Source organism: Priestia megaterium, assembly GCF_046599315.1.
GTDB classification, from domain to species: Bacteria; Bacillota; Bacilli; order Bacillales; family Bacillaceae_H; genus Priestia; species Priestia megaterium_F.
The window spans coordinates 1042732-1056517 of record NZ_JBKIKC010000001.1 but is presented as its reverse complement, the minus strand read 5'-3'; the positions used below and the strand labels follow the sequence as shown (position 1 = coordinate 1056517).

Here is a 13786-nt window from a genome sequence, read left to right as displayed (position 1 = left end):
TACGGATAAGGAGGGATAGAAAAATGACTTCTTCTCGTCAAGATGCATGGACTCATGATGAAGATTTATTACTCGCAGAAATTGTACTGCGTCATATACGTGAAGGTGGCACTCAGCTAGCTGCATTTGAAGAAGTGGGGAAGAAACTTACACGAACATCAGCAGCTTGTGGCTTCCGCTGGAATTCTTTTGTGCGCAAACAATACAAGACTGGTATTGATCTTGCGAAAAAACAGAGAAAAGAATTAAAAGCAAGAACTGTTTCAAAAGATGACGAGCAGCCTGCACGCTTATCATATATGGAAGCAGAGAAACATATTTCGCTTAACGAGGTAATTAAGTATTTAGAAAATGTAGACCAAGGGCAGAAACACTCGTCTGAGCTTCTCGAAGCTAATGAAGAACTGCAGCAAAAGATTGAACGTTTACAAGAGAAAGTAACGATTTTGGAAAAAGAAAAAAAAGCTTTGCAAAACAACTTGTTAATTGTGGAAGATGACTATAAAGCTCTTATCGAAATTATGGAGAGGGCTCGTAAAATGGTTGTATTAAAAGAGGATGAAAAAAGTAGAAAAGTGAAATTTCAAGTGGATAAAAATTTAAATTTAGAAAAAGTTCAAAAGTAAAGCGATAGTTTAAATACTCCCTATCTTCATGTTGATCATATATACCACATAGATATAAAATAAACAGCTGGAAATCAGCTGTTTATTTTTGTTCGCTTACACCGTTTGGTAGCCAAATGAGAGGGTTTTCTCCTAAATCACGATCAATATCATACGTCACAGGTACGAAACCCATTTTTGACCAAAAATCGCTCGATTTTACTCGTGGACTTGTTTTGATAGGTAATTGAAAAGATTTTGCATACTCAACGAGCGTTTGACCTAATCCTTTGCGCTGGAAATCGTTGAGTACTTCAAGTTTCCACACTTCAATATACGTTTGAGGAGGGTCGAAATATTGATCGTACTGTTTGTTTCGCTTATAGAGACTCATGCGAGCTACTAAGCTATTTCCAAAATAAATACCGTAAAACGGAGAATTGATTTCATTATCGGAAATCTTGGCATGTAATTCTTCTAGCATTGAAAGTTCCTGAATGCCATATTCTTTGAATTTCTTGAACTCTTCTAGCGTTTTAAAGTTAATTTTTAAATGTTTCACTTCGTAATTCATCCCATATCCCCCTTGTTATGTCTCCTTGCTAGATGAACGAAATGACTTGTCTCGTTCATCTAATATTATATAACAAAAATACAAAATATTCTGTTTTTGTGATTGGTGAACGAATATTCAATGCGCATAAAGAAAAATTAATTCTTTCGTTTAAATAGGAAGAATACATTACTATAAGCATCACTTTTTTAGAAAGAAAGCGAAAGAGCAGGAGAATTCAAATAGAAAGCGTTTTCAAAAAATGTAGAGGAGTTTTAAAATTATTGTAGAATTATATGGGTGAAAGTAGAAATTTGAGGAAAGGGGAGAGAAATGTGAAAAAAATACTGATTGCAAATCGAGGAGAAATTGCTCTTCGTATTATTCATACATGCAAACAAATGGGCATTGAAACGGTGGCTGTCTATTCCGATGCGGATGCAGAACTTCCTTATGTTCAAGCGGCTACAAAAGCACGTCGAATTGGAGAACCTCCTGTACAAAAATCATATTTAAATGTGGAAGAACTGCTGCGAATTAGTCATGAAGAAAAAGTAGACGCGATTCACCCTGGATATGGTTTTTTATCAGAAAATAGTGCATTTGCTAAAAGAGCGATTGATGAAGGTTTTTGTTTTATCGGTCCTTCTCCCAAAATCATTTCGATGATGGGCGACAAAATTGCTGCCCGTGCTGCGATGAAAGAAGCGGGTGTACCTGTTGTCCCCGGGAGCGAAGGAGATGTGACGTCAGTTGAAGAAGCTTGTAAAGTAGCGGGTGTAATTGGATATCCGGTTATGTTAAAAGCAAGTGGAGGAGGCGGAGGAATTGGGATGGTGCGCTGTGATAACGAAGACGCAGTAAAACAGGTTTATTCCTCCACAAAAGCAAGAGCAAAAGCATATTTTGGTCATGAGGGAATGTTTATTGAAAAGCTTATCACAAACGCAAGACATATCGAAGTACAGGTGTTTGGAGATCAGCACGGTAATGTTGTTCATCTTTTTGAACGAGATTGTTCTGTACAAAGAAGAAATCAAAAAGTGATTGAAGAAGCCCCTGCGCTTTCTTTAAAAGAAAGTACGCGACAAGCTATGCAAAACCAAGCCGTTCAAGCAGCTAAAGCAATCGGCTACTATAACGCGGGTACGGTAGAATTTATCGTGGATGAAGACGAAAATTTTTATTTTCTTGAAATGAACACGCGGCTGCAAGTTGAGCATCCGATCACCGAGCAAATTGCAGAGGTCGATTTAGTTAAGTGGCAAATCTTAGCTGCGCGTGGTGAAAAGCTTCCTCGTGTGCAGGAGGAAATAACAGCAAATAACTACGCTATTGAATTTCGAATTTATGCAGAAGATCCGTTTACTTTTTTACCGGCTCCGGGAAAAATTACAGCTTATCACTTACCGGAGCGAACTTATGCACGAGTAGATAGCGGCTACAGTAATATGAATGCGGTTACACCTTTTTATGATCCGATGATTGCAAAAGTTATCATTACTGGTCGTACGCGTTCAAATGCAATTGAATTAGCTAAATCATATTTTACAGAAGCTGCCGTAGAGGGAATCAAAACAAATATTCCGCTGTTTAAGCAGCTGTTAAATGAAGAGTTATATGAAAAAGGCACCTATAACACATCGTTATTATCAACAGTACTAAATAAAGGAGGAGCACCACAATGAGTGAAATCAAAGCGACAATGGCAGGCATGGTATTTAATGTGTTTGTTCAGCAAGGAGCAAGTGTAGCAAAAGGGGAAGTTGTTGTTGTGTTAGAATCTATGAAAATGGAAATTCCTATCGAAAGCGATCAAGCTGGTATTGCAGAGACTGTCCATATAGCCGTAGGAGATTTTGTTAACGAAGGCGACGTTTTGGTGACTATTTCATAACTCATAAAGGAGAGATATCATGATACATACAGGTGAATCTCAAAAAAAATATGATGAAAATCGTCAAAAAATAGAGCGTGGCAACGCGGAGAAGTACAAAGAGAAACTTGCAAAGCAAAAGAAGCTTTTTGTAAGAGAACGATTAGCCCTTTTATTTGATAACGGGAAATATGAAGAGGACGGCATGTTTGCGAATAATAAGGCCGAAGGGTTGCCAGCAGACGGCGTTATAACCGCAATTGGAAAAGTAAACGGTGAAACAGTTTGTGTAATGGCTAATGATTCTACTGTAAAAGCAGGGTCTTGGGGAGCAAGAACAGTAGAGAAAATTATTCGGATTCAAGAAGTAGCAGAAAAACTACATGTGCCTTTGCTGTATCTAGTGGATTCTGCTGGAGCTCGTATTACAGATCAATTAGATATGTTTCCAAACCGCAGAGGAGCTGGACGGATTTTTCACAACCAAGTAAAACTTTCCGGCGTCATTCCTCAAATTTGTTTGCTCTTCGGACCTTCAGCAGCTGGAGGGGCTTATATTCCCGCATTTTGCGATATTGTTGTAATGGTAGATGGAAATGCCTCTATGTATTTAGGATCACCGCGTATGGCTGAAGCTGTTATTGGTGAAAAGGTTACGCTAGAGGAAATGGGAGGAGCGCATATGCACTGCAGCGTTAGCGGGTGTGGAGATGTATTGGCTTATTCTGAAGAAGAAGCTATTTCATATGCCAAATCTTATTTAACGTATTTTCCGCAAAACTATCAAGAAAAGCCTAAAGTACAAGAATCTAAAGAGCCTAAGCAGACAAAGGAGTTAGTAGAACTAATTCCAGAGAATCAAAATGTTCCGTTTGATATCTATGAAGCAATTGATACCCTTATTGACGAGGGGAGCTTTTTTGAAGTGAAAAAACTGTTTGCCGCTGAATTAGTAACAGGACTTGCACGAATAGATGGAAAAGTAGTAGGGATTGTTGCCAATCAGCCGAAGGTCAAAGGAGGAGTGCTGTTTGTAGATTCAGCAGATAAAGGAGCAAAATTTATTCAACTGTGCGATGCATTCCATATTCCTCTCCTATTTTTAGCCGACGTACCTGGATTTATGATTGGGACTAAAGTAGAAAGAGCAGGTATTATTAGACATGGAGCAAAATTAATTGCAGCGATGAGTTCAGCCACAGTGCCAAAAATTTCTGTAGTCATGCGCAAAGCTTATGGCGCAGGACTTTACGCTATGGCTGGTCCAGCTTTTGAACCGGATTGCTGCATTGCATTGCCTACTGCTCAAATTGCCGTAATGGGTCCTGAAGCTGCGGTAAATGCTGTCTATTCTAATAAAATTAATGAAATTGAGGATCCGAAAGAGCGGTTTATGTTTGTGAAACAGAAGCAGCAGGAGTATAAAGAACATATCGATATCTATACGCTGGCTTCTGAACTTATTATTGACGACATCGTTCCTGCTAACGAACTGCGTCGAACTTTGATTGACCGCTTTCAATTATATGAAACAAAGAACGTAACCTTTAGCCGTCGTAAACATCCGGTGTATCCCGTATAATAGAAAAAAACGGGATCACTATAAATAATCTACAGTAAGCCCGGTGATGTTTAATCACACGGGCTATATGCATAGGTGAAATTTAAAGAATGCATTTAATTACAAGCATATTTTTGCTAAAATGAAATTCAATAATAGAAAGAGGAACAAAAAATACGATGAAAACTATAGGTATTATTGGAGGCGGATCATTAGGTCTGTTGTTTAGTGCGTATTTATCAGATTGTTATGATGTAACCTTGTACACGAAAACACGGACTCAAGCAGAGTGTATTAGCGGAAATGGAATTACCTTACATAGACAAGGAGAACGTCAAACTAAAAAAGTCAGTGCTATCCCTTTGGAAAAGAACGTAAAAGAAGCAGACTTAATCATTGTTACTGTAAAACAGTATCATTTAAAAGAGATTATTCCTTTTCTCAAAACCCTTACTATACATACTCCCCTTTTGTTTATCCAAAACGGTATGAGCCATATTGAAATTCTCAAAAATCTTCCGCAGCGCACTCTCTATTTGGGTACAGTTGAACACGGGGCAATGCGTACAAATATGTGCAGCGTCTATCACACAGGAATAGGAACAACCCGGATTGCTTCGTACAGAGGAGAAATGGAATCAATCTTACCGATTGTAAATTTTCCATGGGTGATGGAATCAGATTGGTATGCGATGTTGGTAAAGAAATTAGTTGTAAATGCACTCATCAATCCTTTGACCGCGTTGTATCACGTGGAAAATGGACAGTTGATTCAAAACAGCTACTTTTATAAAACGATGCGTCTATTGTTTGAAGAGATTGCGGACGTGTTGAAACTGGATTCAACTTTTAATTATTGGGAAAATGCGCTGAGGGTTTGTTCGCACACGAGCACAAATCAATCTTCTATGCTAAAAGATATACAGGAGGGGCGGCAAACAGAAATTGATGCGATTTTAGGTTATATTCAAACACAAGCTGCTGAAAAAAGAACATCGACGCCTATTGTTGACTTTTTATATCGGTCAATAAAAGGAATCGAAGAAGAAAAGGGTGATTAACATGGGAAGTTTTATTGCTGGAGTTTTTGCGACGTTTGTCACTCTGCCGCTCGTCGGTTTTTTTATTCTATACATGCTTTTACGCAAACTGACGAAAAATAAAAGGAAATCTGTCCACATAGCAACATACATTACTACGGTTTTTCTTATTTTGTCCGTGCATTATGCAGCTGTGGAAATTTTCGGGCACTCTTTTTTTTGGCTGATTGCGCTAGTCCTTTTAGTTGTAGCGATGATTATGATGTTTGTACATTGGAAAGTCAAACAAGATTTAGAAATGAAGCTCATTGCGAAAGGGTTCTTTCGGATGAATTTCGTTTTGTTTCTTATTGCACATATTGTGTTAAATATAGGTGGAATCGCTTTTCGTATTTCCTCTCTGTAAAGCATGTTACTAGACGTGAGCAGTTACATTATGGATAATGAAGCTATATGTAGAGAATATAAGTATTAGGAAAAGAAAGGAAGTTCTTTCATGGAGATTACAGACGTCTCTTTAAAGGCGGGAAACAAACTAACGAACGATTACATAAAAGGTGAAAAGCAAGCACTTTCCTTTTTTCATTATAATATACACGAAAAAGACGTATATGAAAAACGTTTAACAGATGTTCAAAAGCAGTCTTACCCAAGAGAAGAACTTGCTAAGTATTTGCTTGATTTTAATAAGCGCTACGGAGCATCTTCTAAGACAATTGAAAATATTGAAAAGTTAAAAGAGCCTAACAGCGTAGTGGTCGTTGGAGGTCAGCAAGCGGGGGTGCTTACGGGACCTTTGTACACAATTCATAAAGTGATTTCGATTGTACTGCTAGCTAAACAACAAGAAGAAGCTTTAAATGTGCCCGTGCTTCCGGTATTCTGGATTGCTGGAGAAGATCATGATTTTGCAGAAATCAATCATGTATACACAGAGAGTAAAAACCAGCTTTTAAAGAAAACGTTAAAGCATTCTTTAAAGAAAAAACAAATGGTTTCCCAAATTGAACTAGATCATGAAGCCTGTAGAAACTGGGTTCGTGATGTTTTTCAAACGTTTAACGAAACGGCACATACAAATCAGGTGTTAAAGTTTGTTTTAGAAGCGTTAGATAAATCACGTACTTATGTTGATTTCTTTGCTCATTTGGTTACCACAATGTTCGCGGAGTCAGGTCTTATTTTAATGGATGCCGCTTCTAAAGAAGTGCGTAGCATTGAATCTTCTTTCTTTGTGACGTTAATTGAACAAAATGAAAAATTATCGTCAGCCGTTATGGAGCAACAAAAAGAGATTCAAGAACACTACGGACGAATGATTGAAGTGGGAGAAGAAACGGCCCACCTTTTCTATTCACATAATGACAATAGAGTACTTTTAGAAAGAGATGCAGAGCAAGAGCAGTTTGTTGGAAAGCAAAACGAACTAGCGCTGACTAAAGAAGAATTGGTTCAAATTGCTAAACAAACGCCTGAGCTTCTTAGTAATAACGTTGTGACTAGACCCCTTATGCAGGAGTACTTACTCCCTACCCTTGCGTTTATTGCAGGTCCCGGAGAAGTAGCATATTGGGCAGAGCTTGAAAAAGCATTCTCTTTATTTAGCTTTAAAATGCCTCCCGTGGTTCCGAGGTTATCCTATGCAATCGTAGAAAGACATATCGGAAAATATATGGATGAACTTCAATTAGATATTTCGAACGTGATTAACGAAGGCGTAGATGAAGAGAGAGAGCACTGGCTTAAGACAGAAGTTCACAACCCATACGAAATGTATTTTGAAAAAGCGAAAGAAGATTTCGAAAAAATTCATAAAACTCTTCGTGAAAATATTCAAAAAGAAGACAAAACATTTGATGAAGTAATGCTTAAAAATCGAGCGATTATTCAAAAGCAGTTTGAAACCATTCAAAAGATTGTCGAATCCAAACAGCTACTTAAGCACGATGTGAAGCATTCAAAGTATGCTCAAATTGAACTTGCTCTTCGTCCCTACAATGCTCCGCAAGAACGCATGTGGAATATTATGTATTATTTAAACGGCTATGGTATGCAATTTGTGTCAGATTTACTAAGTGCTGAAGTCGAATTAAATCACCAGTTAAAAGTCTGTTATGTCTAATAAAATCCTGCTGAAAAGCAGGATTTTTATTTTGGAAAAGAGAACAAGTCTACATGGTGAATATCAACCAATTGAATCCTCATAAGGTATATATTTCTAATTCCATAAAAAAGCTTATATTCCTTACATTTTATTCTACGAATATGTCCTACTTTTAACAAAATGACACTATTTGTGACAAAAAGACAAAATTCTACTTAATTCTTATATAAATAGCTGAAATAATGTTGAACTTTGATATATAATATAAACGTGTATATATATTAAAGAAAAACACCGTTTTTTGCTTTTTGTATACATAACTAAGTAGTTTAGAAAGAAGTAGGTGTCATAATGTTTAATCACACAACTGTTTTGCTTAAAGAAGCAGCGGAAGGCTTAAATATTAAGCCGGATGGAGTATATGTCGACTGCACGCTTGGCGGAGCAGGTCATAGTGAATATATCGTAAAACAGCTATCAGAAAAAGGGAAATTAATTGCGTTTGATCAAGACGATGTCGCTCTTGAAAATGCAAAAGAGAAATTAGCCCCGTATCTAGACAGAGTTATTCTAATTAAAAGTAATTTTCGCTATTTAAAAGAGCAGCTAATGAAACACGGAATTGAAGAAGTAGACGGAGTACTGTTTGACCTCGGCGTCTCGTCTCCTCAGTTGGATACACCAGAGCGAGGGTTCAGCTTTCATCATGATGCTCCGCTTGATATGCGCATGGATCAAAACTCAATGTTTTCTGCGTACAACGTAGTAAATGAATGGCCTTATGAAAAGCTTGTGAAAATCTTTTTCCAATATGGAGAAGAAAAATTTTCAAAACAGATTGCCCGCAAAATTGAAGCATATAGAGAGTCTAAACCAATTGAAACGACGCTAGAGTTGGTCGACCTTATCAAAGATGGTATTCCAGCACCAGCTAGACGAACAGGTGGACATCCGGCAAAACGGATTTTCCAGGCTATTCGAATTGCTGTAAATGATGAGCTTCAAGTATTTGAAGATGCAATTGAACAGGCTATGGATGTGATCAAAAAAGGTGGACGTGTAAGTGTTATTACCTTCCATTCACTTGAAGACCGAATTTGTAAAGTAGCATTTAAAAATGCAAGTACGGTTCCGCAGCTTCCGCATGGACTGCCGGTTATTCCAGAAGAATTTAAACCTAAAATGAAAGTTATTACAAGAAAACCTATTTTACCTTCAGAAGAAGAGATAGAAGAAAATAAGCGAGCGCGTTCTGCAAAGCTTCGAATTGTTGAGAAATTAGTGTAATCAAAGGGTTTAATCAAAGAGGAGGGGACGAGAATGAACAATGTAGCATACAAAGTAAGAGAGCAAGATCAGCAGCAGAAGCAGCAAAAGACGGTACGTCAAGTTGTTCGAAAGACAAAAAGAAAAATCACGGTTGGTGAAAAAATTGTGTATTCTGGATTTGTCGCACTCATGCTATTTGGGTCTGTACAAATCATTTCAAATCAATCTTCGCTTTATGGCATCAGTGAAGAAGTGCAATCACTCGATGGAAAGATTGACAAGCAAGAAGCAAAAAACAATGAGTTAAAATTACAGGTAACAGAGTTAAGTGCATACGATCGTATTTGGACAAAAGCAAAAGAACTTGGACTAAAATTGAATGAAAATAACGTAAAAGTCGTTAACGATTAATTACGATGACTACGCCAAGAAAAAATAGCAATATTAGTACAGGAGCAGCAATATTAATTTTAATATTTGCATTGCTCTTTTTTGTATTAGCCATAAGGTTCTTTTACATCCAAGCGACAGGCAAAGCAGACGGAGAAGCTTTAGCCGAAATTGCACAAAAACAGCATACGCGAACGTCCAAAATTGAAGGACAGCGCGGTACGATTTACGATCGAAACGGAGAAGCAATCGCCCAAGACACGGGTGCTTATACGGTTGTAGCGATTTTAGATAAAAAACAAACAAAAGACAAAGATCATCCGCAGCACGTGGTAGATCCCGAAAAGACGGCTGAAAAGTTAGCTCCATTGTTGAAGATGGATGAGTCTCAACTTGAAAAAATGATGTCTAAAGACGCATTCCAAGTCGAACTTGGTCCCGGAGGTCGTGACATTGATAATGTGCTAAAACAAAAAATTGAGAAACTAAATCTCCCAGGCATCACGTTTTTACGTGATTCGAAGCGTTTCTATCCAAACGGTGTATTCGCCTCAAGTATCTTAGGATATGCTCAAAAAGATGATTCAGGTAAAATCGTAGGGAAAATGGGGATTGAAAAAGTATTTGATAAGCAGCTTTCTGAAGAAGATGGATATGTAAAATACGAAGCTGCTAAAAACGGAATTAAGCTTCCGGACCCAAAAGAGTCGATTGTAGCTCCTAAAAATGGAGACAGCGTCACGCTTACGATTGATGAAAAAATTCAAACGTTTTTAGAGGATGCGATGACAGCTGCTGCTAAAGAATATGAACCAGAAGAGCTAATGGCAACGGTAGTGAATCCGAAAACCGGTGAAATTTTGGCGATGTCAAACCGCCCTTCATTTGATCCAAATATTCGTGATATCACTTCTTATCGTAATCCGTTTGTTGAAAACAGCTATGAACTTGGTTCAACGATGAAAATCTTTACGCTAGCGGCGGCGATTGATGCAGGCGTCTATAACGGTGAAGATCGCTATCAGTCTGGATCATACAAAGTAACGAAAAACAGCGTTCCAATTAACGACCACAATGGCGGAGTCGGCTGGGGAGCTATTACATTTAATGAAGGAATTCAAAGGTCTTCAAATGTAGCGGTCGCAATTTTAGCCAACGAAAAATTAGGCACCGACCGTTTGTATAAATACTTGGACAAGTTTGGCTTTATGGATAAAACGGGAATTGATTTGCCAAACGAAGCCTCCAGCAAATTAGTAACGAAGTACCCGAGAGATCGAGTAACCACTGCGTTTGGACAGGCATCTGCCTTTACGCCTATTCAAGAAATTCAAGCGGCTACTGCGATTGCAAATGACGGGAAAATGATGAAGCCTTATGTGATTAAACAAGTAGTCGATGAAACAAATAAAAAGACAATTAAGAAAACAAAACCTACAGTAGTAGGACACCCTATTTCTAAAAAAGCAGCGAACGAAACGTTAGATATTTTAGAAACCGTTGTTTCTTCTGACGATGGAACAGGAAAACCTTATGCGATTGAAGGATACGATGTCGCTGGAAAGACGGGAACAGCTCAAATTCCTGGTCCTAACGGAGGCTACTTGCATGGACACGGGAAAAACTTTATTTCCTTTATGGGCTTTGCACCTGCTAAAGATCCAAAGCTGCTTGTCTATGTAGCCGTTAAAAATCCAACTCTCACGCCTCAAGAAACAGGTACTGCGCCACTTACAGCCGTATTTAATCCGGTTATGAAAAACAGCCTGCAGTATTTAGGAGTAGAGCCTCAAAAAACAGATGAAGACGGAAAGAAAACGGAAGAAAAGAAAGTGGATTCAGAAATCACGCTTAAATCTTACGTTAATGAATCAGTTGATAGTACTGTTAAAGACTTAAAACAAAAAGGACTTGTTCCTGTTGTAATAGGTAAAGGAGATACGGTAGAAAGCCAATCACCTACCTCTGATACCATTGTTACTGGTCAACGGGTGTTCATTAAGACAAGCGGAAAAGCCACAATGCCTGATTTAACAGGTTTTTCACATCGTGACGTTATTCGTTTTAGTGAGTTTGTCGACGTTCGACCTAGTGCACTTGAAAATGGTTATGTTGTAAGTCAAAGTATTAAAGCAGGGGATCCGCTAAGAGCAGGAACGTACCTGAAAGTAGAACTTGAAACACCTAAAGAATTTTCAAGCACGCTAAATAAGTTAAAAGAAACAGAAAAAAGTGAATCTGATAGTAAAAAAGACGATAAGCAACTTGACTAGAAAATAAGTTCTAGTGAATCCTGTACAAGCATATATTGGAACGAGCCGATTCAGAGGAGGTTCTAATATATGCGGGTATCAGGAGTCACAGTTCGTAAAAGGCTAGCCATTGTTTTGTTTGTCGGTTTTATTGTGTTTTTGATTATTGATACAAGGCTTGGGTATGTACAGTTGCTGACTGGGGATACGCTAACTGAAAAAGCCAAAGACTTATGGAGTAGGAATATTCCTTTTGAACCAGAAAGAGGAAAGATACTAGATCGCAACGATGTAGCACTTGCTACAAATAAAAGTGCGCCGACCGTTTTAGTTATGCCAAGACAAGTTGAAAATCCAGCCGTTACGGCTGAAAAGTTAGCAAAAGTGCTAGGCGCATCAAAGGAAAAAGTATATGAACAAATAACAAAAGCTTCTTCTAGCGTATATTTACGTCCTGAAGGAAGAAAGATTTCACATGCGAAAGCAAATGAAGTGCGAAATTTAAATTTAAAAGGCGTATATATAGCTGAGGATTCTAAGCGGTACTATCCGTTTGGAAGTTATTTGTCGCATGTATTGGGCTTTGCGGGAGTAGATAATCAAGGGTTAACAGGCCTTGAATTATATTATGATAAAGAGCTAAAAGGACAAAAAGGGTCAGTTAAATTGTATTCTGATGCTAAAGGTAAAAAGATGCCTAATATAGCCGATGACTACACGGCACCCGTGGACGGGCTGGATTTGAGGCTGACTATTGATTCACGTGTGCAAACAATCATGGAGCGTGAGTTAGATAATGCTCAGACAGCTTATAATCCAGATGGTATGATCGCCATTGCCATGAATCCTAAAAATGGTGAAATTTTAGGGATGTCCAGTCGTCCGGGCTTTGATCCTACGGATTTTAAAAATGTAAAGCCTGAAGTGTATAATCGCAACCTTCCAATCTGGAGCGTATATGAGCCCGGATCAACGTTTAAGATTATTACATTAGCAGCTGCTCTTGAAGAAAAGAAAGTGGATTTACTAAAAGATCAATTTTACGATGATGGGGCAGCGGAAGTTGGAGGAGCCAAACTTCGCTGCTGGAAAAAAGGCGGACATGGGCAGCAGTCTTTTTTAGAAGTTGTACAGAACTCATGTAACCCTGGCTTTGTGGAGCTTGGGGAGCGTTTGGGGAAAGATAAATTGTTCAAATACATTAAAGAATTTGGTTTTGGTCAAAAAACAGGTATTGATTTACAAGGGGAAGCAAAAGGGATTTTGTTCCCGCTTGATCGTGTAGGACCGGTTGAACAAGCTACAACAGCTTTTGGGCAAGGGGTTGCTGTTACGCCTATTCAACAAGTAGCTGCTGTTTCTGCTGCCGTAAACGGAGGAACGCTTTATGAACCGTATATCGCAAAAGAGTGGGTGGATCCAAATAATGGAAAAGTTGTAAGCAGTCATAAGCCGGTGGCAAAGCGAAAAGTTATTTCCGAGGAAACCTCTAAACAAGTGCGTTTTGCGCTTGAAAGCGTAGTAGCACAAGGAAGCGGGAAAGGAGCTTTTGTGGAAGGGTACCGCGTTGGCGGAAAGACGGGTACAGCGCAGAAAGCTCAAAATGGAAAGTATTTGAAAAATAACCACATCGTTTCTTTTATTGGTGTGGCACCAGCAGATGACCCTGAAATTGTTGTGTATGTTGCAGTTGATAATCCAAAAGGCACCATTCAATTTGGGGGAGTTGTAGCAGCTCCAATTGTAGGTAAAATGATTGAAGACAGTTTGCGTGTGATGGACGTTAAGCCGCGTAAAGGACAAATTGAAAAAGAATTAACGTGGTTAGACACACCAATGATAAAAGTACCAAATGTCGTGGGAATGTCAAAAAAAGAGTTACAAGAACAGCTACTTAATTTAAAATTAGATGTGAGTGGCGAAGGAGATAAAGTGGTCAAGCAGTCTCCTGCAGCCGGAACGAAAGTTAAAGAAGGCGAAACGGTTAGAATTTATATGGGAAAATAAAAATCTATATAAATCATTATTCTTCCTTGCATGATAATCAGCAGGTTTCTCTGCTCGTGAACATGAAATCAACAAATAAGCCTTGGGGGTGTTCCCTCCGGGCTTCTTTTTCTGTAAAATGTAATAGGT

12 protein-coding genes are annotated in these 13786 nt (G+C 38.5%); 11 read left to right on the top strand and 1 reads right to left on the bottom strand.

Annotated elements, in window-relative coordinates; genetic code table 11:
• Window positions 1–23 precede the first annotated feature (23 nt).
• The gene (locus tag ACLHDF_RS05750) at window positions 24–626 is read left to right on the top strand and encodes an RsfA family transcriptional regulator (protein ID WP_028411482.1); all 603 of its coding nucleotides are present in this window, start codon (window positions 24–26) and stop codon (window positions 624–626) included.
• Window positions 627–708: 82 nt separating this feature from the next.
• Here ACLHDF_RS05750 and ACLHDF_RS05745 read toward each other — a convergent pair whose 3' ends face one another.
• Window positions 709–1179: an N-acetyltransferase gene (locus ACLHDF_RS05745; protein ID WP_413917989.1), complete on the bottom strand. Its 471-nt coding sequence runs from the start codon at window positions 1177–1179 to the stop codon at window positions 709–711.
• Window positions 1180–1493: 314 nt separating this feature from the next.
• Between ACLHDF_RS05745 and ACLHDF_RS05740 the strand changes: the two genes are divergently transcribed.
• The 10 genes from ACLHDF_RS05740 to ACLHDF_RS05695 all read left to right on the top strand — a co-directional run bounded on the left by ACLHDF_RS05740 (window position 1494) and on the right by ACLHDF_RS05695 (window position 13657).
• Window positions 1494–2846 carry an acetyl/propionyl/methylcrotonyl-CoA carboxylase subunit alpha gene (locus ACLHDF_RS05740; protein ID WP_413917988.1) on the top strand — a complete coding sequence of 451 codons (1353 nt, stop codon included), beginning with the start codon at window positions 1494–1496 and terminating at the stop codon, window positions 2844–2846.
• Window positions 2843–3055 carry a biotin/lipoyl-containing protein gene (locus tag ACLHDF_RS05735; RefSeq protein ID WP_013058971.1) on the top strand — a complete coding sequence of 71 codons (213 nt, stop codon included), beginning with the start codon at window positions 2843–2845 and terminating at the stop codon, window positions 3053–3055. Before ACLHDF_RS05740 ends, ACLHDF_RS05735 begins: the two co-directional genes overlap by 4 nt.
• A 19-nt stretch (window positions 3056–3074) precedes the next feature.
• Window positions 3075–4616, top strand: a complete 1542-nt coding sequence (locus ACLHDF_RS05730; RefSeq protein ID WP_413917987.1) for an acyl-CoA carboxylase subunit beta — start codon at window positions 3075–3077, stop codon at window positions 4614–4616.
• A 158-nt stretch (window positions 4617–4774) separates the two neighbouring features.
• A complete protein-coding gene (locus tag ACLHDF_RS05725; protein ID WP_413917986.1) occupies window positions 4775–5656 on the top strand; it encodes a 2-dehydropantoate 2-reductase in 882 nt (293 codons plus the stop codon).
• A gap of 1 nt (window position 5657) precedes the next feature.
• The gene (locus tag ACLHDF_RS05720) at window positions 5658–6041 is read left to right on the top strand and encodes a DUF3397 domain-containing protein (protein WP_413917985.1); all 384 of its coding nucleotides are present in this window, start codon (window positions 5658–5660) and stop codon (window positions 6039–6041) included.
• Between the two features lie 90 nt (window positions 6042–6131).
• A complete protein-coding gene (gene bshC / locus ACLHDF_RS05715; protein ID WP_413917984.1) occupies window positions 6132–7757 on the top strand; it encodes a bacillithiol biosynthesis cysteine-adding enzyme BshC in 1626 nt (541 codons plus the stop codon).
• A 333-nt stretch (window positions 7758–8090) separates the two neighbouring features.
• Window positions 8091–9026, top strand: coding sequence for a 16S rRNA (cytosine(1402)-N(4))-methyltransferase RsmH (gene rsmH / locus ACLHDF_RS05710; protein ID WP_413917983.1), 936 nt, complete (start codon window positions 8091–8093; stop codon window positions 9024–9026).
• A 33-nt stretch (window positions 9027–9059) separates the two neighbouring features.
• Complete coding sequence (gene ftsL, locus ACLHDF_RS05705; protein WP_413917982.1) at window positions 9060–9419, top strand: cell division protein FtsL; 360 nt, start codon at window positions 9060–9062, stop codon at window positions 9417–9419.
• 5 nt (window positions 9420–9424) lie between these two features.
• Window positions 9425–11671 carry a penicillin-binding protein gene (locus ACLHDF_RS05700; RefSeq protein ID WP_413917981.1) on the top strand — a complete coding sequence of 749 codons (2247 nt, stop codon included), beginning with the start codon at window positions 9425–9427 and terminating at the stop codon, window positions 11669–11671.
• A 69-nt stretch (window positions 11672–11740) separates the two neighbouring features.
• Window positions 11741–13657, top strand: a complete 1917-nt coding sequence (locus ACLHDF_RS05695) for a stage V sporulation protein D (RefSeq protein ID WP_413917980.1) — start codon at window positions 11741–11743, stop codon at window positions 13655–13657.
• Window positions 13658–13786 lie beyond the last annotated feature (129 nt).